This is a genomic window from Micromonospora sp. NPDC005291, assembly GCF_040607415.1.
GTDB lineage: Bacteria > Actinomycetota > Actinomycetes > Mycobacteriales > Micromonosporaceae > Micromonospora.
Genome location: NZ_JBEXGR010000008.1, coordinates 25,225 through 47,563, shown reverse-complemented (window position 1 = coordinate 47,563; position 22,339 = coordinate 25,225). Strand labels below are relative to the sequence as shown.

Here is a 22,339-nt window from a genome sequence, read left to right as displayed (position 1 = left end):
GGGCATGGACGAGCAGCGCAGCACGGTGACCATCCCGGTCGGGGACGCTCAACTCCCCGCCGACCTGATGCTGCCCGCCCAGCCGGTCGGTGTGGTGCTCTTCGCGCACGGCAGCGGCAGCTCCCGGCACAGCCCGCGCAACGTGGCGGTGGCCCGTACGCTCAACGGCCGAGGGCTCGGCACGGTGCTGGTGGACCTGCTCACCCCGACCGAGGACGAGGTGGACGCACGCACCGCCGAACTGCGGTTCGACATCGGGCTGCTGGCCAGCCGGCTGGCCGGGATCGTCGACTGGTTGGCGGTCGAGCGGCCCGCCGGTGACGTACCGATCGGTTTGTTCGGCGCCAGCACGGGTGCCGCCGCCGCCCTGGTCGCGGCGGCGTCCCGCGGCGATCGGGTGGGTGCCGTGGTCAGCCGGGGCGGTCGGCCGGACCTGGCCGGAGACGCCCTGGCCCAGGTGCGTACCCCGACGCTGCTGCTGGTCGGCGGCCTGGACGAGGAAGTGATCTCGCTCAACGAGCGGGCGCTGGCCGAGTTGGGGGAGGTCGGCGAGCTGCTGGTGGTCCCCGGCGCCACCCATCTCTTCGAGGAGCCCGGCACCCTTGAGCAGGTCGCCGACCACGCCGGCACCTGGTTCACCACCCACCTCAGTCGATGATCAACCTGCCGGCATGAGGGCCGAGGTGGAGCGACGCTGTTGGACGGTGTCGATGACGCGCCAGAGGACCGCGGTGATCGGGACGCTGACGAAGGCGCCAGCGATACCCGCGATCAGCGTGCCCGCGGTGACCGCCACCAGGATCACCGCCGGGTGCAGTCGGACCTGCCGCTTCATGACGAGTGGCTCCAACAGGTTGCCCTCGATCTGCTGCACGGCGATCACCGCGGCGAGGGTGAGCAGTGCGGTGGTGGGGCCGTTCGCGGCGAGTGCCACCAGCACCGCCACCGCGCCGGCCACCGTCGCACCGATGATCGGCACGAAACCGCCGAGGAAGGTGATCAGCGCCAGCGGCAGGGCGAGCGGCACCCGCAGAACCACCAGAGCCAGGCCGATGCCGATCGCGTCGATCGCGGCGATCAACATGGTGCCCCGGCTGTACGCGCCCAGTGTCTGCCAACCGGCCCGGCCGGCCTCGGCCAGCACGGGCTTGTTCGTGCCGGACACCCGCGACAGCACCCAGTGCCACATCGACCGGCCGTCCTTGAGCAGGAAGAAGAGCAGCACCAGGGCCAGCAACGCGGAGCCGAGCACCTCGGTGGCGGTCCGTGCGCCCGACACCGGGTCCGGCGAACTGCCGCTCAGCCCCTCCCGGGCCTGGTCGATCAGCCGGTCCAACTGTGCGTCGGTGACCGGCAGCGTGGACGTCACGAAGTCGCGGCTGCGGTCGAGCCCCTGCGTCAGCTCCTGGCTGAGCTGGTCGAACTGGCTGGCGGTCAGGTTCCACACCAACGCGCCGACGCCGACCAGGATGCCGAGTAGCAGCAGTACGGTGCACAGCGCGGCCAGCGCCGCGGGCAGTCGCAGTCGACGCAGCCTGAGCAGCACCGGGTCGAGGAGCGCGGTGAGGAAGATGGTGGCGGCCAGCGCGATGGCCAGCGGCGCCAGCAGGACGGCGATCCGACCCAGTAGGTAGAGCCCGGCGACGACCACCACCAGGCAAGCGCTCCACGACACCGCGGTCCGGACCAGCCAGGGCAGCGCAGCCCAACTCTGGCGCGGCCCGGGGTCGCCGGTCTTCGCCGCTACGGGTTCCTCTGCCGGCATGTCGGTCCTCCTCGATCTCGGCGAGGTCGGTACCCGGCCGGCCGTGCGCCTACACCCGTATCGCCCCAACGCCGCGTTGGCCGCTGCCCGCGCGGATCGTACGCCGGTCCGGGACCCTCGGGTGGATGTTCGCGATCCACACCCGGAACGACGGCGTTTGCGCTGGCGGGCCGAGGGAACACAAATCCGAGTAACCGGACTGGAGGAGGAGCATCGTGGGTGACTTCATGGACAAGGCCAAGGACTTCGCGGACAAGCATGACAAGCAGGTCGACCAGGGTGCCGAGAAGGCTGGCGACATGGCCGACAAGCGCACCGGCGGCAAGTACGACGACCAGATCGACAAGGGCGTCGACCAGGCCCAGGCGCGCACTGGTGAGGGCGACCAGGTCCGCTGACGCACCAGACGCCTCCCGGGACGCCGAGCCATCGGCGGCCCGGGAGTGTTCTGTCCGGACGCTGCGCCGGTCAGCGCTGCTGTTCCTCGCGTAACTCGTCCACTGAGGTGGGTCGGCCGCTCAACGCGTCGCGCAGTCGGTCGACCAGACCGGTGCCGGGGGCGAGCAGCCTGTTCGCCAGCGGGTGATCCGGTGCCCCCGGGTGTGGCCGGGTCGGGCCGATCTTCTTGATCGTCGTCACCTTGTCGGCCACCTCGATCAGCTCCTCCCTGGCCGTCGCGGCGCGAAGCCGGGGAAAAAGTTCGTTCTCCTCCTCCCGCACGTGGTGTCGCATGGTGGTGGTCAGGTGGGCGAGCAGTTCGTCGAAGCGAGGGTCGGACGGGTCGACGGATTCCAGCTCCTTCATGGTCCGCTCGGCGTCGGCGTGCTCAGCGATCTCGCGGTCGGCGATCTCGTCGCCGTCGGGCAGCGCCTTGCGGGCGATCGGATAGACGTACGCCTCCTCGGCCACCGAGTGGCGGACGAGTTCGGCGATCACCACGTCAACGAGTTGGCGGCGATGCTCGGGGGCGCCCTGCCGGGTCTCCAACTCGCCGAAGAGAGTCTCGAACTCACGGTGGTCGGCGACCAGGATGTCGACGACGTCGTGGTCGTCGTCGGTGGACTGGGGGTTGGTCATCTCGGCCCCTTACCGGTTGCGGGATCGGTGGGAGGTGTGTGGCCCTCGTACCCCCACGGGGCTGCACAAACCTACGTTCGACGATGTGTTTCCGGTGCCGGCGGTGTCACTGGTGCCGGTGGGGCGTCCGGGCAACGATTGCCCCGCCGTCGCCCGGGTAACCGCCGCCATGGCCGACGCCCGCCCACCCGCCGACCGCGACCAGTCGCGGCTCGACGAGGCCGCCGAGCGGAGCGGCCAGGCGGTCCAACGGGTGCGGCACCGCGGCGGGCAGGCCGGCCGGATCCGGGCCCGGCAGTGGGAGCTCACCCTGGTGATCTCCATCCAGGCCGGGTTGGCCGCGGCGATCGCCGCCCTGCTCGCCCAGCATCTGCTCGGCTCCGGATCGCACGTCTTCGCACCCGCAGCCGCCGTCGGTACGATCGCCACCGCCATCGGCCAGCGAGCCCGACGCACCTTCGAACTGCTGGGCGGGGTGGCCCTGGGCATCATCATCGGCGACACCCTGCGCTTCATCGTCGGCTCCGGCCCGTGGCAGACCGGTGTGGTGGTCGCGCTGGCCATCGCCACCGCGTTGCTGGTGGCCGGAAAGGGTGGCCCACTGGTCGGTCAGGCCGGCGGTACCGCCGTGCTGATCGCCACCCTGGCCCCGATGGAGCCCGGCCTGGAGTTGCCCCGCATCTTCGACGCGCTCGTCGGTGGGGTGGTCGGTCTGGTGGTGGTCGCGCTGCTGTTGCCGGTCAATCCGATGCGAGTGCTGGACCGGGCCGCGGCGCCGATCTTCGCGATCCTCTGCGAGCAACTCGCCGAGCTGGCGCAGGCGCTGCGGGAGCGCGACGGCGACCGGACCATGCGCGTCCTGGAGCGGCTCCGTGGCACCGACGACGACCTGGGTCGGTTGCACGATGCGCTGAGTGGGGCCGAGGAGGTGGTGACGATCGCGCCGGCCCGCTGGCACCGCCGCGAGCAGTACCACCGGTACGCCCGCAGCGCGGGTCATCTGGAGCGGCTGCTGCTGGACACCCGCGCCATGGCCCGCTGGTCGGCAACCGCAATGCAGTACGACGAGCCGATCCCGCCGGAGTTGCCGGACGCGATGGGTCGCCTGGGTCAGGCGGTGGCGGAGATGCGTACGGAGTGCAAGGTCGGTGACGACCCCCAGCGCACGCGGCGGTTGGTCGCGGAGTGCGCGGAGTTGGCCGGGCGAGCCGCCGCGAGCGGGGTCCAGTCGTTCGGCGAGTCGCTTGTCACCGGACTGCGTACCGCGGCGAGCGACCTCCTCAGGGCCTGCGGCTGTGAACCCGACGACGCCAATCGGATCGTGCGTAGGGCGGCCGGCGCTGGCGAAGCGGCCGTCCACCCGCCGGCCCGGCGACAGTTGCACCGCGCCCGGTCGACGAGGGCCGCCCGAGCTCGTCGACGCGCGAACCTCGCTGCCCGGACCCGTGACGACGGAAGGGCCGGCCTCCCCGACAGGGAGAGACCGGCCCGGTGAACCGTCAGGATCAGGCGGAGTAGCCGCGCTCGGCGATCCAGTTGGCGACCTTCGGCAGGCTCACCCAGTACTCGCCCAACGCCGGGTCGGCCGGGTCGGCGACCCGGATCGTGTCGCCACCGTCGCGGTATCCGACGAGGGTCAGGTAGTGGCCGCCCTCGTACGAGTGTGGGTTGCCGTCGGTGTCCACGGTCGTGCCCTTGATGTTGGCGACCACCGGCCGGCCGGCGTCCACCGCGGTCAGCACGTCCCGGCGCAGCTGCTCGACCTGGTCGGGGCGGGCCACCGAGTCACGGATCTCGGTGGTCCGGTACTTGCCACCGGTCAGCTCGTTGAGCACCCGCGTGGTGTCCAGGGCCGACGGGGTGCCGGCCTCGGTGGTGCCGAGGAGCCTGGCAACCTCGTCCTGAGAGAACGCCTTGCCCTGGGCGGACAACGCGATCCGGGTCGCGGCCGGCCCGCAGTAGTAGAAGTTGGGCTGGGCCTGGTAGTCGATGCCGAGGATCCGTTCGGCGGACCGGTTGGTCTGGCTCGACGAGGTCGGGGTGGCCGGCACCGGGGCGGCCTGCGCGGCTACCGCCGGACCGAGGGCGCAACCGCCGGCGACCAGCAGGCCGACGACGGACAGACCGCTCTTCTGGATGATCGGGTTCATGGTCGAGTCTCCGTTCGGGGGTTGGCGCCTCCGACGGACGGAGGGCGGCAGCACCGGGAATGGCGCTCGGCTCAGCACGGGGCGACGACCAGCGGCGGGTCTCAGCCGTGGGCGTACCGAGGACGTAACGGCCCTGCTCCGGCGTGCATTCCGCCTCGCGGTTGGCGCACTCGGCGCGACCCGGTCATCAGTGACGAACCGCCCAAGGGGGTGCCGCTGTCAGCTCAGAGGCTCCCCAGCAGCCGGGTCACGGCGATCTCGATGACCACCCGCTCCGGATTCGGGCGTGGGGTCCGATACCGCTCGGCATAGCGGCGCTCCGCCTCCGCCACCGCGGCTCGATCCGACCGGAGCACCGCGCGGCCCTCGATGGTCAGCCAGCGGCGGCCATCCACGTGGCACACCGCCACCGCCGCGCCCGCCGCGCCGGCGGCGGCCACCTGACGGGCCTTGTGGGAGGTGCCGGAGGTGATGACCCGGGCCAGTCCGGCCGCCGGGTCGAGGGTGACCCCGACCGGTACGACGTGCGGGGTGCCGTCGGCGCGCAGAGTGGTCAGCGTCGCGAGGTGCCGTTCCGCGCAGAAGGCGGCAACGCGCTCATCGCGCACGTCCAACCGATGATCGCCCGCCATGCCCGTCCCCTGTCCGCCGAACCGACCTCGATCATGGCACGCGGCGGCGTGCCCGGTCGGGGTCCGGCGGGGCGTCCGGCTGACCGGGCAGTTGACGACCGGCCGCCCGGCGCTGGTGCACCAGCCGGGTGAGGTAGATCAGCGCGGCGGCCAGGACGCCCATGTCATCCAGGTAGATCGGGTCGGGAAGCACGTCGACCGGGAAGATCGTGTAGATCAGCGCCCCGTAGAAGGCGACCTTGCCGCCCGCACCGAGCCCGGCCAGCAGCCGCCTCGTACGCACCACCCGCACCGCCAGCACCACGGCACCCACCAGTGTGGCGATCGCCAGGATGCCGGCGATCACCACGAGGACCCACGCCTGTCGGGACATGCCGTCACGCTAACCCACCCGACGCCGGGCGGATCAGAACGCGGGCACCGTCGCGCGGCCTCGGGCGATCACCACGTTTTCCCGGGTCTGCTCAACCGACGGTCGGGCAACCTCGCTGAGCGGCAGCACCGACGCCGACTCCGCGACCCGTCGTCCGGTGGCAGCATGGGCCTCCTCGCGCAGACTGCGGGCCGCCGCCACGGCCAACTCCGCCGCCCGCCACGCAACCTGCTCCTGCTCGCGGGCGGCGGTGTGCTTGGCCGCAAGATTCTCCCGGATCGCCCGCTGCAGCACCAGCTCCTGCTCGACCGGGTGCAGCCGAGGGTCCCAGCCGTCGCGGTGTGCGAAGACGTCGCTGAGCTGCTCCACCGACAGTTCCCGCCGCCAGTACGCGTCCAGCGCGGCACGGTGCAGGTAGCGCTCGCGATCCACGTACTCGGCCGGAGTCTGGGCGGTGTGCGGCAGCGGCATCGCGGCTGCCGCGCCAAGCCGCCGCACGGCAGCCTCGGCAGCCTCGTACGCCTGCCAGGCTGCCTCGACCGTCTCCTGCGCGGCCACCCACTCCGCCCGACGGCGCTGAGCGGTGGTGGTTGCCCGCTCGGCTGCCACCGCGACCACCTGCGCGTAGCGGCTCTGCTCCCGTTCCTCCTGCGCCTGTTCGAACTGGCTCGGCATGGCAGCGCGGCGGATCCGGGCGCCCGGGTCGAGGCGGAGCCGGCCGGGGCGCAGCAGGAGAGCGGAGACAGCGACCCCGACCACCCCGAGCAGGCTCAGCCAGATGACGGCGGCCCGGGACAGGTCGGGCAGGACGGTGGAGAGGATGGTTTGCATGATCAGCACCTCGCGCTCGAAGGCGGGTATCGACGGGTGGCAAGGAGGAGCCCGACGGCACCGGTCGGCCGGGTGCGGGGTGACCCCGTCGGCGTCGACTCAGGTGCCGCGACGGATTACCCGGGACCGGGCCTCGGGGATAGCCGGGCCTGGATCAGCGGGTGGGCGGGCCGCGTCGCGCAGGAGTGCCACGGCCGGGATCGATGGCCGGCGTGTGCTCCGGGGCGGCAGCGACCGGACCGGCCGCCGCGGCGGTGTCGACCGTGTCAACCGGTCGGGCGGCAACGGGCTGGGCAGTCCACTCGGTGGCCGGGCCGGCATCGGGGCCGACAGTGGCCACCCGGCTGCTCACGGCGCTGGGCCGCAGTTGCGTCGGGGCGGGCGGTGGGGTCGCGGCGAGGGCGGCACCGAGGCCGACCGCGAGCACCAGCGCGGTGACCGCCAGCCGGGTCAGCTCCCGCAGTGACCGCAGCACAGCCCATCGGGCTGGGCGGACACACGCTGCGGACGACACCCGACCAACCTATCGCCCGCCCCGGCGTGTCGCAGCACGGCGACGGCCCGGCCTGGCGTGACCGCCACCACCATGCGCACTGTGGACGTCACCGATCGACACCCCGGGGAAGACGATGCCCCCGGCCGGATCGTTCCGGTCGGGGGCACCGCGCATCGTTCGTGTGGCACCGCCGGTGGTGGTGATCAACGGCGGCGCATCGTGCTCAGCCGCCGGTGCCGAGCACCGGGGGCGCTGCGTTCCCGCCGTCCCGCCACACCATCTCGTCCTCGGTCAACCAGGTCAGCCGCTCATCGGAGTCGTCGTCCTGAGGTCGGCCGCGCCCGCCGAGCACCCCGGGCCGGCCGGCACCGCTGCCGCCCGCCCCGCGGCCGGAGCCTGCGTTGCGGCCGGTCGTGGCCGCCTGGCCGCCGCTCCCGCCGCGCTGGCCGTCCATGCTGCGCCCGATCCCGCTGGCGGAGCGACTCTCAGCCGGGGTCGCACCACCGGTCGGACGGACCGAGGTGGTGGGCGTGCTGCCTGAACCGGCGAGCGCGGCGGTGCGCAGCACCCCGCCGGCCGGTGCCCCGCCCTGCGCTCCGTAGAGCAGACCCGGGCCACCGCTGGCGCCAGCGGCCACCGTGGTTGGCCCGGACAGGCCGACCAGCCCGGCGGCACCACCAGCGATCAGCGCGCCGCCGATCAGCGGGTCTGCTCCGGCGAGGGAGGTGCCGCTGGGACCGGAGGCGCTGCCGGTGCCGATCGGGCCGGTGGCGACGGCTGGCGTGCCACCGGTGCCCGGGGCGTTCTCGCCGAGGATCGAGCCGTCGCCGGGGCCCGGCGGCTGCGCGGCGCGCCTGGATGTCGCGATGGTCGCGCCGCCGGTGCGCGCGTTGACACCGGTGCTGGTGGGTCCGGCGGTCACCCTGGCGATGGCCGAGACACCCTGCGGCGTCGTCGGATCCTTGCTGACCTTGCCCGGGGTGTCCGGGTCAGGCAGGGGTGGATCGACCACCCGGTCGTAGGCGGAGAGCTCGTAACCGCTGGCCAGATCGGCCACCACGGTCACCATCCGCTGATGGGCCTTCTCCTGCTCGGCCTTGTCCTGCTGGTGACCCGCCACGCCCCCGATCAGGGCGCCGGTCAGACCGAAGGCGGCACCCTTGATCGCGCCGGAGATCAACTGGTCGTTGTCGTCGGTCTCCTCCGGGCTCTCGGCCTGCTTGCGGGCGGTACGCAGATGGTCGGCCATCAGGGTCAGCCCCTGCTTGACGCCGGCCATCCCCTCGCCCAACGCATCGGTGTGAACGACGATCAGGCTGAGTCGCCGTTGGAACTCCAGACCTGCGGAGCCCGTCCAGGTGTTGCCGAGCTTCTCGAGGTCGCCGCTCAGCTCCCGGCCGAGACCGTCCAGAATTCCCTTGAGCTCAGCCCACTGGGCGGCCACGCCCTCGATCTGCTCCGGCTTGCCGGCCATCACACCGTCGTACAGCTGCTGGTGGCTGCTGCCCTCGTAGCGCTGGGTGTATTCAGACACGCCCGTCCTCCTTCGGCTGCAACGCCCGATCGACCCCGGTCAGCGCGGCGGTGACATCGGTGGCGTTGGCCGCGTTACGCGCCTCGGCGGTGCGGTAGTTGGTCAGGATCGTGCTGGTCGCCTGCTGTGCCGCCAGCACCGCCTGCCGGACCCGTTCCGCCTGGTCGACATAGGACTGGTGCACCTCGCTGTAGCGCCTCGCCTTGTCGGTGGCGTCGAAGAACGCACCCAACGCCGGGGGGCGGCACTGCATCTCGGTGTTGAGCTTGCGCAGCACCGACTCCACCTGGCTCAACCGCGACGCCAGGTGCTGGTGGAAGTCCTCTAGGGACAGCAGGTCAACTTCCGTACGCCCGGTCATGGCAACATCCCCGTCGTTCTGGTTGACAACCGTCAGCGACATCCAGGTTAGTCCACCGCTGCGACTCCGTGCGACCCGTCAAACCTGCTCAGCCGTCGGCCCCGGTCGATCCGACGGGCATCCCACCGCCCGCCCCGCCGGTCGGGGTAGCGCCGCTGGCCGGAGCGGTTGGCGTCGACCTTGACGGTGGTGTGGCGGACGGTGGTGCGGAAGACGGCGGCGCGGGAGACGACGGCGCGGCGGACGTCCGTGCGGCCGGCGCCGGCACGTCTGGCGAGAAGACCTTCAACGCGTCCTCGACATCCAGTGTGGGCCCGGTCGGGATCAGTGCGAGCAGCGAGCCGGGCACCGCCAGCGGGGTCACTCCGCCGTAGCCGAGCACGGCCAACGTCTCCGCCGAGCCGAGCGGATACCGGATGCCCTGCGGGCTGATCAGGTAGATCGTCGACCCGGCGGCACCGGATCCGCTGGTCCCGGCACCGGGCGAGGCCTGCGCGATGACACCCTTCCCACCGGGCAGCAGCACCGCTTCGGCGGTGCGTACGGCGTCCCGTCTGGTCTGTCGCACCGGCACCGGGCCGGCATCAGTCGCGGTCAGCTCAGCCGGCGCCCGATCGAAGACCTCCAGGGTGGTGGTCGGCGGGCCGCCTGCGCTGCCCGCCCGGTACGTCGCGCACAGCATGGTCTGACCGGACTGGGCCGGGTAGAGGGTGGGCATCGTCGGCGGTAGCCCTTCCTCCTCGACTCGTTGATTGACGTACAGATCGCCGGCCTGATCCGGGGTGATGTCGGTGATCTGACCGCCGCCGCTGACCATCAGCAGGGCGGTGATCTCACTGATCGAGACGAGACCATCCCCGGTCAGTACGTAGTGCCGCCCAGCGGCCCGGAACACCTGACCGATGGTGGACGTCCGGTTGGCCACGCTCTGCCTGCTGCGGTCACCCTCGCCGGGCAGCAACGGCTTGCGCAGCGGTGGCCCCGCCGGTACGGCGTTGAGCAGTTGCTGCCCGACCCGTAGCCGCGCGGCACCGGACAGTTTCAAAGCCGCGATCGTCCGCTCCCCATCGGGCACCTGGAGTCGGGTGTTGTTGGTCAGCAGGTGCAGCTGATTGTCCACCACGACCAGCGCCGAGCGGTCGCCCAGCGGTGTGCCGCCCGGCAGCGCCCGGTCGATCACCACCCGGGTGCTGGAACGCTGCGTGTCGACCGGGTCGGGCACGTCGCAGACCGACCAGGGCAGCCCGGTCAGCGACTTGCGGTCCGGTAGGGCGTCCGGTGCCCCGACGATGCCGAGGGTGCGCCCGCGTGGCCGGTCCCGCAGCGACGCCTGGGACATCGTCCGCACCTCCGCATCCGGCTTGTTCAGGATCAGGCGGGCCGAGGTGTAGTTGAGCGTCGGAAGCAACTGCCCGTTCATGAACACGTACGTCGCGCCGGTCTCCCGCTCGATGACCAGAGTCTGGTCTTGCAGTGGCGCGGTGTTTCCGGTCAACTGGCCGTAGGCACCCACCCCACCGAGCACCACGGCGGCGGTGATGACGCTGCCGAAGACCGCCATGCCGAGCCGTCGCATCGGCAGATTGGTGGTCTCCGGATCGCCCGACAGCAACGCGGAGACGATCCGGCGGGTGACGAAGCGGTACGCCTGCACCTGATCGCGGCGGGTCCGCATGACTTACCTCCGGCGGGGTGTTTCCGCGACGATCAGGTCGGGGTGCCGTCGCGGGCTTCCCTACGATAAGGGGCCGGCGGCGGTTCCTCGGGACCGCCGCCCGTGGCCGGCACCGGACCAACCCGGCGCAGAGCCGTACCGTGCAGGAGGGACAGTCAGCGATGACGCAGGTTCAGGCGCGACCCGCCCGATCGGCCACGGGCCCGTCCGACGTTTCGACGCGGTCGACGCCGCCGACCGAGCGGCCAGGCCGTGGGCGGATCGGCCCCGTGCTGGTCGGCCAGCTCGTCGTGCTGGAGTTGTGCGTGGTCGGCGTCTGGGCCGCGACCGCCGGGCCCAGTTGGCTGCTCGCCACGGTGGGCGCCGTGGCGGTGCTGATCGTCCTGGCCGCCTTCGTCCGCCGAGGTGGCCGCTGGTGGTTCGAGGATCTGCTGCTGCGCCGACGGCTGCGACGACGCGTCGAACGCGCCTCGGCCGCACTGGCCGGCGGCACGGCGACGGACCCGCGGTTGGCCGCGCTCGCCCCCGAGTTGAGCGTCATCGAGTTGACCGACCGGGGCACCCGGCTCGGCATCGGGCAGGACGACCAGGGCTGGTTCGCCGCGGTCGCGTTGCAGTCCGCCACCGGTGCCACGGTCGGCTCGGTGGACGCATCCACCGTCGACCGCGCACTGCGGGTGCTCACGGACTTCAGCGCGCCGGTCTCCCGGGCCCAGGTGGTCGCACACACCCTGGTCTGGTATCCGGCACCCGGTGCGCCGCCGGCGGCGCACCGGACCGTCTGGGTGGCGCTGCGGCTCACCGTCCGGGATGCCCGGGTGGAGGCGGTGAGCCGGGGCGGCGGGCTGGCCGGCGTGCACCGGACCGTGGCTGCGGGGATCGGTCGGCTGGGCAAGGCGCTGACCTCCGCGGGCCTGGCCCATCGGCCGCTGGGCCGGGAGGAACTGCGCGCGGCCATCGTCTCGGCCGCCGGGTTGGACCTGGTGCCGGAGGCTCCGGCGGAAACCTGGCGAGGGCTGCGCGGCGGCGGCTGGACGCACCGCTGCATGACCCTGCGGGGCCGTTCGGACGCACCGCTCGGCCCGCTGGTGGACGCGATCACCGCGACCTCGGCACCCTCGCACACGGTGGCCGCGACGGTGTCGATGGACGGTCGGGTCGCGGCGCCGCTGTTGCGCGTCGCAGCGATGGACAACCACGTCGAGGCGCTGGTCAAAGTGGTTCGTGAGGTGGTGCAACGGGCGGGTACGTCCACCCGACCCATGGACGGTCAGCACGCTCCGGGCGTCTACGCCACCGCGCCGGTCGCGTCGGCGCTGGGTGTCTCCACCCGCCCGCAACCGCGCTGACCGCGGGGCGGGAGCGCGCGGTCAGGGCCGGAGGTTGACGATCCAGCCGTAGAGGCCGCACACCCAGAAGGCGAGCGGGACCAGCGAGATGATCAGCAGGATCTCCGCGATGTCGAGCAACCGGCCCCAGACCGGCGAGATGCGCTTTCCGGCGACGGTCAGACCGTAGATCAGGCTGACCACGGCGGCCAGCACCAGCCCGCCCAGGATCAGGCCGAGCCGGACCGGCAGCGAGCCGCTGGCGAAGGTCGTCGCGGCGGCCAGACCCAGCCCCACGGAACCGGCCAGCAGCACCGGGGTGCGCTGGGCGCGGCCCAGGAGCGGTCGGGCCCGTAGCAGCGACAGCAGGGCCAGCACCAGGCACAGCAGCACCGCCGACAGGCGGCCGTCGAGGGCCAGCACCAGTTGCGCGCCCAACACCAGCAGCGACACGGTCCACAGCAGACCGGTCAGGAACTGGTCGGCACGTTCGCTCTGCTGGAGCACCTGCCGGCCGTCCACCGACTCGCTGTCGGTCTTCAGGTCCTCCGGACCGGTCGGAATCGATGGCACCGGCAGCCGGGCCAGCCGGTAGGCCGCCATCGGCAGCGCCGGCACCATGCCGAACGCGACCGCCGCCACCACCGCGGCGGAGGCCGGCGCGTCGAGGCCGAAGATTAGGCAGAGCAGCGCGCCCAGGCCGGTCGCGGCCCCCACCCCGATCGCGGCGAAGAAGAGGGGGTACCGGTCGCCGACCGCCAGCACGGCCACCGCTCCGGCGACCACCGCGGCGGTCGCCGCGAGCAGGACGTGCGGGCTGGCCAACTCGGTCAGCGGTCGATCACCGGCGAGCAGCAGCAGGCCGCCGGTGGCGGCATAGGCCAGGCCGACCATGGCCAGCACCGCTCCGGTGCGGCTGTCACCGGCAGCCCTGGACAGCATTGCCGCGCCTACCAACAGCGTCACCGCGACCAGCAGGGCGGCCACCGCGCCGGGCAGGTGCGGAGGGCCCGCGAAGAGCGCGGCCAGCGCGCCGGCGCCGAGCGCCGCAGCGGCGAAGACCACCGCGAAGGACCGGGTCGCGTCGACCTGCCAGGCGCCGGGGCGTTGGTTGGTCGCGGTGGCGACCGCATCCACCACATCGTCGAAGACGATCTCCGGCGCGGCCGCGGACCGGGGGTTGAAGTAGAGCACCTCACCGTCACGAACGCTGAGCTGCGCAGCGGTACGCCCGCCGTCGAGGGGTGCACCCCCCAACCGGGACAGAGCCCAGCCGCCGTGCCGCGCACCCTCGTCGGCCATGTCCTCCCCGGCGTAGCGCAGCAGGGTGGGGAGCAGGTCGGCCATCGGCACGTCCGATGGCAGCGCCAGATCCATCCGGGTACGCGGAGCCACGATGGTGATCCGGCTCAGACCACCGGTCGCCGTCTTCGTCGCCACAGTGGCCTCCAGGTGTGCGTCTGTGATGGGCTGGCCGCGATGCTGCGGTGCGGGTCCACCGCGCCCACGGCAGATTACCTACGATGGCGGGCACGTACGATGCCCACCCGCGGGCTCCGGTCCGCGGCGACACGTCATCAGGGCCGCTTCTGGGGAGGAGACAGCCGTGAGCACGGTGGTGTTCCGCAGGCTCCCGCGTCAACCGGGACCGGCCTTACCGCGCGGCGAGGTGCTGCTGGAGACCCCTCCGGAGCTGCCCGAGCCGGCGCCCCGCGGGATGGGGCAGCTGCTCATGATCCTGCCGATGTTCTGCGGGGTCGGTGCGATGGCGTTTCTCTACGCCGGCAAGGGCGGCGGCATGATGACCTACGTCGCCGGTGGTCTGTTCGGCGTGTCGATGCTGGGCATGGCGATCGGCTCGCTGGCCAACAGCGGTGGCAAGGACAAGGCCGAGCTGAACGCCGACCGCCGCGACTACATGCGCTACCTGGCCCAGATGCGCAAGCGCACCCGGCGTGCCGCTGAGCAGCAGCGAGCGGCGATGGCCTGGCGGCACCCCGAGCCCGACGCGCTCTGGTCGATCGCCGCGTCGCGGCGGCTCTGGGAGCGGCGGATCACCGAGGACGACTTCGGCGAGACCCGGATCGCGCTCGGCCCGCAGCGTCTCGCGGTGGAGATCGTCCCACCGGAGACGAAGCCGGTGGAGGACCTGGAACCGATGAGCGCCATCGCGCTGCGCCGGTTCGTCCGCGCACACTCCACCGTGCCCGAGTTGCCCACCGCGCTGTCGGTGCGCGCGTTCAGTCGGGTGGTGCTCCGCGGCGACCGCGAGCCCGTGCTCGACCTGACCCGGGCCGCGCTCGGACAGCTGGCTACCTTCCACGCCCCGGACGACCTGGTGATCGCGGTGGTCGCCGCGCCCGACCGGCAGTCCTCCTGGGACTGGGTGAAGTGGCTCCCGCACGCACACCACAGTGGCCGTACGGACGCCGCCGGCGCACGCCGGCTGGTCTTCGCCAGTCTGACCGAGGCCGAGGCATCGCTCACCGGTGAGCTGGCTGGGCGGCCTCGGTTCGCCCCGGAGGCCAAACCGCTGACCACCGCCCCGCACCTGGTCGTGGTGATCGACGGTGGCGAGATCTCACCTACCTGCCAGCTGGTGGGCCCGGGGCTGCTCGGCACCACCGTGATCGACCTCTCCGGGACGGTGCCGCGCGATGCCGGCCGCTGGCTGCTCTGCCTCGACGTGGGTGACGGAAGCTCGCTCGACCTGGTCCGGGGCAGTTCGTCGTCGCCGCTGGGTCGACCCGACCAGCTCAGCGCCGAGGCCGCCGAGGGGCTGGCCCGGCAGATCGCCCCCTATCGGCTCTCCCAGCAGCAGACCAGCAACGAGGAGCCGCTGGCCCGCAGCACGGAGCTGCCGGACCTGCTCGGCGTGGGAGACGCCGCGACGGTCGACGTCCAGAACACCTGGCGCCCGCGTGGTCACCGGGACCGGCTGCGCATTCCGCTCGGCGTCGGGCCGGACGGCAATGTCGTCGAGCTCGACTTCAAGGAGTCAGCGCACGAGGGCATGGGCCCGCACGGGCTGGTGATCGGTGCGACCGGGTCCGGCAAGAGCGAGCTGCTCCGTACGGTGGTGGCCGCGTTGGCGGTGACCCACTCGTCGGAGGAACTGAACTTCGTCCTGGTGGACTTCAAGGGCGGCGCGACGTTCGCCTCGCTGGAGGCGCTGCCACACACCAGCGCGGTGATCACGAACCTGGCCGATGAATTGCCGCTGGTCGACCGGATGCGTGATGCGCTCGCTGGCGAGATGGTGCGCCGGCAGGAGCTGCTGCGAGCTGCCGGCAACTACGTCTCCCGCTTCGAGTACGAGAAGGCCCGTGCGGCCGGTGAGCCGCTGGCACCGATGCCCAGCTTGTTGATCATCTGTGACGAGTTCAGCGAGCTGCTCGCCGCCAAGCCCGACTTCATCGACCTGTTCGTGATGATCGGCCGGTTGGGCCGGTCGCTCGGCGTGCACCTGCTGCTCGCCAGCCAGCGGCTCGAAGAGGGCAAGCTGCGCGGCCTGGACACTCACCTGTCGTACCGGATCGGTCTGCGTACCTTCTCGGCGGTGGAGAGCCGGATCGTGCTCGGCGTGCCGGACGCGTACGAGCTGCCGAACGCGCCGGGGCACGGCTACCTGAAGACGGACACCAGCACGATGCTGCGGTTCCGGGCCGCGTACGTGTCGGGGGCGTACCGGGCGCCGGGGCAGCAGGCCTCCGCCTCGCAGGCGCTGGTGCAGCGTCGGATCGTGCCGTACAGCCTCGACTTCATTCCGGCGCAGGTACCGCAGATGCCGGTGGACACCGCGCCGGAGCCGGAGCAGCCGGCCGACGGCAAGGCCGTGGCGATGCTCGACGTGCTGATCGACCAGCTCAAGGGGCGGGGCCGCCCGGCACACCAGGTGTGGCTGCCGCCGCTGGCCGATCCGCCGGGCCTGGGCGAGCTGCTCGGCCCGCTGGCGGTCGACCCGACCTACGGGCTGTGCACCGCCTCCTGGGCCGGGCGCGGGCGACTGACCGTGCCGGTCGGTGTGGTGGACCGCCCGTACGAGCAGCGCCGTGACCCGATGATGGTCGAGTTGGCCGGGGCCGGCGGCAACGTGGTCATCGTCGGCCGCTCGCTGAGTGGCAAGAGCACGATGCTGCGGACGCTGCTCGCCTCGCTGGCGCTCACCCACACGCCACGGGAGGTGCAGTTCTTCTGCCTGGACTTCGGCGGCGGCGCGCTGCGCAGCCTGGAGCGGTTGCCGCACATGGCCGGGGTGGCCGGTCGGCGGGACGTCGAGGCGGTGCGCCGGACGGTGGCTGAGGTGGTCGCCGTCCTGGATGACCGGGAGGCGCGCTTCGCCCAGCACGGCATCGACTCGGTGGCCAGCTACCGTCGGCGACGGGCTGCCGGTGAGTTCGCCGATGACCCGTTCGGTGATGTGTTGCTGGTGGTGGACGGTTGGAACACGCTGCGCCAGGAGTACGAGGAGCTGGAGCAGACCATCACCACGTTGGCCAACCGGGGCCTCGGCTTCGGCGTGCACGTGGTGCTTACCGCGATGCGGTGGGCCGAGATCCGGATCAACATGCGGGATCTGCTCGGTACCAAGCTGGAGCTGCGCCTCGGCGACGCGTCCGAGTCCGAGATCGACCGCCGCGCGGCGATGAACGTGCCGGACAAGTCGCCCGGTCGTGGCCTGACCCGGGACAAGCTGCACTTCCTCACCGCCATCTCGCGGGTCGACGGCCGTCGGGACATCGAGGACCTGAGCGAGGCATCGCTGTCTCTGGCCGGGCACGTGGCGGCGAACTGGCCGGGCCGCCCGGCGCCGAAGGTGCGGCTGCTGCCGCGCCGGCTGCCGGTGACCGAGCTGGCCCGGATCATCGACCGGTCGGCGCCCGGTCTGCCGATCGGGGTCAACGAGTCGGCGCTCGCGCCGGTCTACCTCGACCTGACCAACGAGCCGCACCTGACGGTGTTCGGCGACGCGGAGTGCGGCAAGACCAACCTGCTGCGGTTGATCGCCCGGGGTATCACCGAGCGATACACGCCGGCTCAGGCCCGGCTGGTGATCGCCGACTACCGGCGTGGCCTGCTGGGGGCGGTGGAGGGCGATCATCTGCTCGACTACGCCCCGTCCAACCAGGCGTTCGCGCAGGGGCTCGGCTCGATCCGCAGCGCGCTGTCCAACCGGCTGCCCGGTCCGGACGTGACCACCGCCCAGCTGCGCGATCGCAGCTGGTGGAAGGGTCCGGACCTGTACATCCTGGTGGACGACTACGACCTGGTGGCCTCCGGTGGCAGCAACCCGCTCAGCGCCCTGCAGGAGTTGTTGCCGCAGGCCCGCGACATCGGTCTCCACCTGATCATCACGCGCCGGGTCGGTGGGGTGTCCCGGGCGCTCTACGAGCCGGTGCTGCAGCGGTTGCGCGAGTTGGACTCGCCGGGCCTGCTGATGTCCGGTAACCGGGAGGAGGGCGCGGTCTTCGGCGCGTTGCGTCCGAGCCCGCAACCGCCCGGCCGGGGCACCCTCGTCCGCCGTCGCGACGGCCAGCAGTTGATCCAGACCGCCTGGGCCGAGCCGTCCTGAGCGGGGTCGGTCGTTCGGTAGGACGTGGTGGACCATCTCGGTCCGATTCACCACCATCCATCGAACGTTGCCGGTCAGGGCTGCGAGGGCTGGACAGGTTCCGCTACGGTCTTCACTGGAGTGTCCGTCGGTGGGGTGTTGGTGCCTTGCCGCGGGGGAGGAGTGCGGCGAAGCCGCCACCACAACATGACGGAAGGGTGTGAAGCATGGCGTTCGAGGTCGAAGCTGCGACTCTGCATACCGCCGCGAGTGACGTGCGGTCCACGCGCAGCGAGGTCGACGGCGAGCTGAAGAAGCTGTGGAACGTGGTCGACGACCTGGCCATGGCGTGGAAGGGTCAGGCGTCCACGGGCTTCCAGTCGCTGATGACGCGCTGGAACGAGGACACCGTCAAGCTGCTGACGGCGATGGACAACATCGCGGAACTGCTCGACAAGTCGGGTACGACGCACCAGGTCAACGACGAAGAGCAGCAGCAGATGCTGGACAAGTTCCACTCTGCTCTCAACCCGTGATCCGCAGCGAGCAGAGGAGGAAATCGTGACGATCAAGGTTGACTACGCGGTCCTCGAGAGCAGCAACCAGCAGATGCTGGCCATTTCGAAGACCATCGACGAGAAGCTCGACACGCTGCGGTCGATGCTGTCCAAGCTGCACTGGGACGGTGAGGACCGGGTTGCCTACGAGCAGCACCAGGCCAATTGGGACACCGCAGTCCGGGACATCAACCGGATCCTGAACGAGATCGGCGGCGCCGTCGGCATCGCCCGTGAGAACTACGTCTCCACCGAGATGAGCAACTCCAAGGTGTGGGGCTGAGGCATTCGCCCATGCGGCTCCGGTCCGGTTCACCCGGGCCGGAGCCGCATTGCGTTGGCGTCAATCAGCCGGCAGCCGGTGAGTCGGTGCGTCGGCCAGGACGCCAGCCGCGCTGGCGGCCCCGGGCCACGATCGGTCGCGCGATCAGCAGCAGCACGGTGAGCAGCCCACCGATCGCCGCGGCCCAGATCGCGGCGGAACGTTGCCAGCTCAGCGGGTCGTCGTGCACGACAGGCGCCGGGATCGCGCCGGCGGGCGGGTTCGCCCGGGTGCCCAGCAGGCTCGACACCGCCCGGTACGGATTGACCACCCCGTAACCGATGTCGGCGTTGTGGCCGTCCGGTGGGTTGTCCGCGGTGCGTTCCAGCCGTTCCGCGACCTGCTGCGGGTTGAGATCCGGATAGGCGGCCCGGACCAGCGCGGCCACTCCCGTGACGTACGCGGCGGCGAAGCTGGTGCCGCCGGTCGGCTCGGCGCGGTAACCGGACCCCCTCGGCGCCGGCCCGATGATGTTCAACCCCGGTGCGGCGATGTCGACGTAGTCGCCGCTGATCGAGGTGCCCACGTGACCGCCCTGCTCGTCCACCCCACCGACAGCGATCACCCCGGGGTACGCGGCCGGGTACCCGGGCCTGTCCTGCTGCCCCTCCTTGCTGTTGCCAGCGGCAGCGACCAGCACCACCCGCTTGGCCAGTGCGCGCTCGACGGCCGCCGTCAGTTCGGGGCCGGGAATGGTCGTCAGGGACAGGTTGATCACGTCGGCGCCCTGCGCGACCGCCCAGTCGATGGCCGCGGCGATCTGCGCGGGAAGTTGCAGGTCGTTGGTTTCCTTGAGGTTCGGCAGAACCCGGATCGGCAGGATGCGGGCAGCCGGGGCGATGCCGCTGAACGGAACGCCCGTGCCCTCCCGACCCGCGATGATGCCGGCGATCATCGTGCCGTGCCCGGCCATGTCGCACTGGCCCTGGTTGGCCGGCAGATTGTTGAAGTCACGGCCCGCGAGCACCCGACCCTTGAGTAGCGGGTGGGTGGCGGAGACCCCGGAGTCGATCACTGCCACCGTTACTCCGGCACCTCGCGACAGCGGCCACGCGGAGGACGGCTCCAGCCGGCGCAGAGCCCACGGCATCTCGGCCAGGCCCTCCTCACCGGCTGGGCCGCAGTCGGGCGGTGCCGCGGTCGCCGGGGAGGGTGCCACCAGGCCGGCGCCGAGCAGGGCCGCCAGCGTTCCACTGAGGACGGCTCGGACAGCACGTCCGGCACGAGGGGACGGGTTGATCGCGCTCAACGGCGGGCATTCGCGCACCCGCAGAGATTACCGCTGTGCCGAGTCGGGCAGCGGCCCGGCGACGACGGTCAGGCCCGGGGGGTGGCCTCCGCGGTGGGTGTCTCGGCGAACAGCGCGAGGAGGTCACCGACCTGGCGGTCGGCCTCGGCGGGGTGCCGGAACCGGCCGGCCGGGTTGAGGGTGTATTCGTTACGCCGCCCGACGCGGGTGCGGTGCAGGTAGCCGTCCGCCTCCAGGTCGGCGACGATGGCCTGGGCGGCCCGTTCGGTCACGCCGACCTCGGCCGCCACGTCGCGCAGCCGGGCGGTGGGGTCGCGGCCGAGGGCCAGCAGAACGTGCCCGTGGTTGGTGAGGAATGTCCAGTTCCGCCCGCCACCGGTGTCGCCCGTTGCCGTGCTCGCCATCGTTGACCGCCTCTCCGGATGTCCGCCCTGCCCGCAGGGGAGTCTCGTCCGTCCTGCCCTCGGGACGTTACCCAGGGTCGGACCGGGGTCAACGTATGAAATCTATATCACGCATACCTTGACGCGACTTACGGTGCGTGTGACGGTGGAGCCCGTGCCAGCGACCGCCGCCGGCACGGCTGAAAAGCCGCTTGACCAGGTCAGATGCGTGAGGACGAGGTGCGGGGATGAGTCAACCCGGGACACCCGGCGGGCAGCCGGGTCCGCAGCGGACCGCCGACCGGGCGTCTGCGCCCAGCGAGCCGACCCGGGCGTACGCCGAGCTGACCGCCGGCAACCAACGCTTCGTCAGCGGTGCCCCACGCCATCCCAATCAGGATGCCGGGCACCGGGCTGCCGTGGCAGACGGGCAGCACCCGTTCGCGGTGATCGTCGGCTGCTCCGACTCGCGCCTGGCCGCCGAGATCATCTTCGACCGAGGGCTGGGTGACCTGTTCGTGGTCCGTACGGCCGGGCACACCGCCGGCCCGGAGGTGCTCGGCAGCGTGGAGTACGCGGTGACCGTTCTCGGCACCCCGCTGGTGGTGGTGCTCGGCCACGACTCGTGCGGCGCGGTGCAGGCGGCCCGGGAGGTCGCCGCGACCGGCACCCCACCTCGTGGGCACCTGCGGGCGGTGGTCGACGCCGTGCTGCCCAGCCTGCGCCGGGCCGAAGCCGAGGGCGTGGACGACATCGACGAAATCGTCGACATCCACATCGCGCAGACGGTCGAGACGCTGCTGGGGCAGTCGCCCGTGCTGGCCGACGAGGTGGCGCAGGGGCGGTGCGCGGTCGTGGGCGTGTCGTATCGGCTCGCCGCCGGAGCGGTACGCCCGGTGGCCGCCGTGCCGGCCGGCTTCGCGACGCTCGACGTGCCGGCGGGGTCGACCGACCCGGCCGCGCCCGCCGCAGCCTGACGCGTCGAGGGCCGTCCCGCGACGCGGAACGGCCCTCGACGGGGCATCGTGCGGGTCAGAGCAGCGACATGTGCACGTGGTCGGTGTGGTTCGACGGCCCGCTGTACGAACTCCAGCCGGTCGCCGGGAACCAGATCTGGCGGTTCCAGATCACGTAGTAGATGCCGAGCCGGTCGGCGTTCCGGATGAGGAACGCGGCGACGTTGTTGCCGTACGTCCGGGTGTCCTCGTTGTGCCACGGGGCGAAGCCGCTCTTCTGCAGCGACCAGTCGCAGGCGCGGCCCTTCGGGTGCTCCCATGGCCCGCCGGAGCGGTAGCAGCCGACGAACCGGCTGAAGCCGGCCCGCTTGACCTCCTTGTACGCGTGCAGCGTGCGAGGCGTGATGCAGCCGGACGTGGTGGGGTCATTCTCGCTGCACGACTGGGGCTTCCAGTCACCGTCGGAGGTGCGACCCGGGCCGAGCCGGGCGACGGGCGAGGTGGCATCCACCAGGCCGCCGGTGAAGCCCTTTCCGCCGACCAGGGAGAGCGCCTTGTCCGCCTCGCTCTTCCGCTTCGCCATCAGGGCGGTCTGCTTCTGCTGCTCGCGGACCTCCGTGTCGAGGGCCAGCTTGGCCTGCTCGGCGCGGGCCTTCACCGTGTTGACCTCGGAGAGCTTCTTCTCGTTGACCATGTTCATCTCGTCGAGCACCGAGGCGCGCTGGACGAACGAGTCGGGGGCGTCGCTCTCCAGCAGCATCGCGATCGCGCCGATCCGGCCGGTCCGGTACGCCTGGGCGGCGATCTGCCCGACCTGCGGGGCCAGCGCATCCAGGTCGGCCTTGGCCCGGTCGACCTCCAGCGCCAACTCCTGCTGTCGCTTCTTGGATTTGTCCAGCTTGGACTTGGCGGCGGAGTAGTCGCGGTTGGCCTGCTCGATGACGTCGTTGAGCAGTTGGGGCTCGCCGTCCTCCTCGTGCCCGGACGGTGTGGGGGTCGTCGGGGCGGCATGGGCCGGGAGGGGCCCGGCGAGCACGGTCAGTGCGGCGATCACGGCCACCACGGGTGTCAACCAGCGGCGTAGGGGTGCCGTCACAAT

Annotated in this window: 22 protein-coding genes; 8 read left to right on the top strand and 14 right to left on the bottom strand. The window is 71.8% G+C overall.

Features of this window, described 5'->3' with window-relative positions:
• Positions 1-4: 4 nt before the first annotated feature.
• A complete protein-coding gene (locus ABZT18_RS13755; RefSeq protein WP_354992567.1) occupies positions 5-658 on the top strand; it encodes a hydrolase in 654 nt (217 codons plus the stop codon).
• On the opposite strand, the gene ABZT18_RS13750 is transcribed toward ABZT18_RS13755, so the two are convergent.
• On the bottom strand, positions 659-1,765 hold the full coding sequence (locus ABZT18_RS13750) for an AI-2E family transporter (RefSeq protein ID WP_354992566.1): 1,107 nt from the start codon (positions 1,763-1,765) through the stop codon (positions 659-661).
• Positions 1,766-1,980: 215 nt separating this feature from the next.
• Here ABZT18_RS13750 and ABZT18_RS13745 point away from each other — a divergent pair, with 215 nt between their 5' ends.
• Complete coding sequence (locus ABZT18_RS13745) at positions 1,981-2,163, top strand: antitoxin (protein ID WP_238661326.1); 183 nt, start codon at positions 1,981-1,983, stop codon at positions 2,161-2,163.
• Positions 2,164-2,233: 70 nt separating this feature from the next.
• Here the strand turns inward: ABZT18_RS13745 and ABZT18_RS13740 are convergent, their stop codons facing one another.
• The gene (locus ABZT18_RS13740) at positions 2,234-2,842 is read right to left on the bottom strand and encodes a hemerythrin domain-containing protein (RefSeq protein WP_354992565.1); all 609 of its coding nucleotides are present in this window, start codon (positions 2,840-2,842) and stop codon (positions 2,234-2,236) included.
• Between the two features lie 85 nt (positions 2,843-2,927).
• Here ABZT18_RS13740 and ABZT18_RS13735 point away from each other — a divergent pair, with 85 nt between their 5' ends.
• A complete protein-coding gene (locus ABZT18_RS13735; protein ID WP_354992564.1) occupies positions 2,928-4,337 on the top strand; it encodes an FUSC family protein in 1,410 nt (469 codons plus the stop codon).
• A gap of 10 nt (positions 4,338-4,347) precedes the next feature.
• Here ABZT18_RS13735 and ABZT18_RS13730 read toward each other — a convergent pair whose 3' ends face one another.
• From ABZT18_RS13730 to eccB, 8 genes are all read right to left on the bottom strand, one after another.
• Positions 4,348-4,992 (bottom strand): C39 family peptidase, encoded by a 645-nt coding sequence (locus tag ABZT18_RS13730; protein WP_354992563.1) that lies wholly within the window; start codon positions 4,990-4,992, stop codon positions 4,348-4,350.
• 224 nt (positions 4,993-5,216) lie between these two features.
• Positions 5,217-5,624, bottom strand: a complete 408-nt coding sequence (locus tag ABZT18_RS13725; protein WP_354992562.1) for a TIGR03618 family F420-dependent PPOX class oxidoreductase — start codon at positions 5,622-5,624, stop codon at positions 5,217-5,219.
• Between the two features lie 31 nt (positions 5,625-5,655).
• On the bottom strand, positions 5,656-5,997 hold the full coding sequence (locus ABZT18_RS13720) for a YkvA family protein (RefSeq protein ID WP_354992561.1): 342 nt from the start codon (positions 5,995-5,997) through the stop codon (positions 5,656-5,658).
• A gap of 33 nt (positions 5,998-6,030) precedes the next feature.
• Positions 6,031-6,828, bottom strand: coding sequence for a hypothetical protein (locus ABZT18_RS13715; RefSeq protein WP_354992560.1), 798 nt, complete (start codon positions 6,826-6,828; stop codon positions 6,031-6,033).
• A gap of 154 nt (positions 6,829-6,982) precedes the next feature.
• On the bottom strand, positions 6,983-7,342 hold the full coding sequence (locus tag ABZT18_RS13710) for a hypothetical protein (protein ID WP_354992559.1): 360 nt from the start codon (positions 7,340-7,342) through the stop codon (positions 6,983-6,985).
• 205 nt (positions 7,343-7,547) lie between these two features.
• On the bottom strand, positions 7,548-8,858 hold the full coding sequence (locus tag ABZT18_RS13705) for a hypothetical protein (protein ID WP_354992558.1): 1,311 nt from the start codon (positions 8,856-8,858) through the stop codon (positions 7,548-7,550).
• Positions 8,851-9,261 carry a hypothetical protein gene (locus ABZT18_RS13700; protein ID WP_354992557.1) on the bottom strand — a complete coding sequence of 137 codons (411 nt, stop codon included), beginning with the start codon at positions 9,259-9,261 and terminating at the stop codon, positions 8,851-8,853. The genes ABZT18_RS13705 and ABZT18_RS13700 overlap by 8 nt, the downstream gene beginning before the upstream one ends.
• A 46-nt stretch (positions 9,262-9,307) precedes the next feature.
• Positions 9,308-10,894: a type VII secretion protein EccB gene (gene eccB, locus ABZT18_RS13695; RefSeq protein WP_354992556.1), complete on the bottom strand. Its 1,587-nt coding sequence runs from the start codon at positions 10,892-10,894 to the stop codon at positions 9,308-9,310.
• A gap of 269 nt (positions 10,895-11,163) precedes the next feature.
• On the opposite strand from eccB, the gene ABZT18_RS13690 reads away from it, so the two are divergent.
• Complete coding sequence (locus ABZT18_RS13690; protein ID WP_354992555.1) at positions 11,164-12,243, top strand: type VII secretion protein EccE; 1,080 nt, start codon at positions 11,164-11,166, stop codon at positions 12,241-12,243.
• Between the two features lie 21 nt (positions 12,244-12,264).
• Here ABZT18_RS13690 and eccD read toward each other — a convergent pair whose 3' ends face one another.
• Complete coding sequence (eccD, locus tag ABZT18_RS13685) at positions 12,265-13,662, bottom strand: type VII secretion integral membrane protein EccD (RefSeq protein ID WP_354992554.1); 1,398 nt, start codon at positions 13,660-13,662, stop codon at positions 12,265-12,267.
• Between the two features lie 166 nt (positions 13,663-13,828).
• Between eccD and eccCa the strand changes: the two genes are divergently transcribed.
• The 3 genes from eccCa (at position 13,829) to ABZT18_RS13670 (ending at position 18,613) form a co-directional block, all read left to right on the top strand.
• Positions 13,829-17,794 (top strand): type VII secretion protein EccCa, encoded by a 3,966-nt coding sequence (eccCa, locus tag ABZT18_RS13680; protein ID WP_354992553.1) that lies wholly within the window; start codon positions 13,829-13,831, stop codon positions 17,792-17,794.
• A gap of 206 nt (positions 17,795-18,000) precedes the next feature.
• Entirely contained in the window at positions 18,001-18,309 is a 309-nt protein-coding gene (locus tag ABZT18_RS13675; protein WP_354992552.1) for a WXG100 family type VII secretion target, read from the top strand.
• Between the two features lie 25 nt (positions 18,310-18,334).
• Positions 18,335-18,613 (top strand): WXG100 family type VII secretion target, encoded by a 279-nt coding sequence (locus ABZT18_RS13670; protein WP_354992551.1) that lies wholly within the window; start codon positions 18,335-18,337, stop codon positions 18,611-18,613.
• Positions 18,614-18,677: 64 nt separating this feature from the next.
• On the opposite strand, the gene mycP is transcribed toward ABZT18_RS13670, so the two are convergent.
• Both mycP and ABZT18_RS13660 read right to left on the bottom strand, forming a co-directional pair.
• Entirely contained in the window at positions 18,678-19,919 is a 1,242-nt protein-coding gene (mycP, locus tag ABZT18_RS13665; RefSeq protein ID WP_354992550.1) for a type VII secretion-associated serine protease mycosin, read from the bottom strand.
• A 50-nt stretch (positions 19,920-19,969) separates the two neighbouring features.
• The gene (locus ABZT18_RS13660) at positions 19,970-20,305 is read right to left on the bottom strand and encodes a MarR family winged helix-turn-helix transcriptional regulator (protein WP_354992549.1); all 336 of its coding nucleotides are present in this window, start codon (positions 20,303-20,305) and stop codon (positions 19,970-19,972) included.
• A gap of 227 nt (positions 20,306-20,532) precedes the next feature.
• Here ABZT18_RS13660 and ABZT18_RS13655 point away from each other — a divergent pair, with 227 nt between their 5' ends.
• A complete protein-coding gene (locus tag ABZT18_RS13655) occupies positions 20,533-21,261 on the top strand; it encodes a carbonic anhydrase (protein ID WP_354992548.1) in 729 nt (242 codons plus the stop codon).
• Between the two features lie 55 nt (positions 21,262-21,316).
• Here the strand turns inward: ABZT18_RS13655 and ABZT18_RS13650 are convergent, their stop codons facing one another.
• On the bottom strand, positions 21,317-22,336 hold the full coding sequence (locus tag ABZT18_RS13650) for a hypothetical protein (RefSeq protein ID WP_354992547.1): 1,020 nt from the start codon (positions 22,334-22,336) through the stop codon (positions 21,317-21,319).
• Positions 22,337-22,339: the final 3 nt, after the last annotated feature.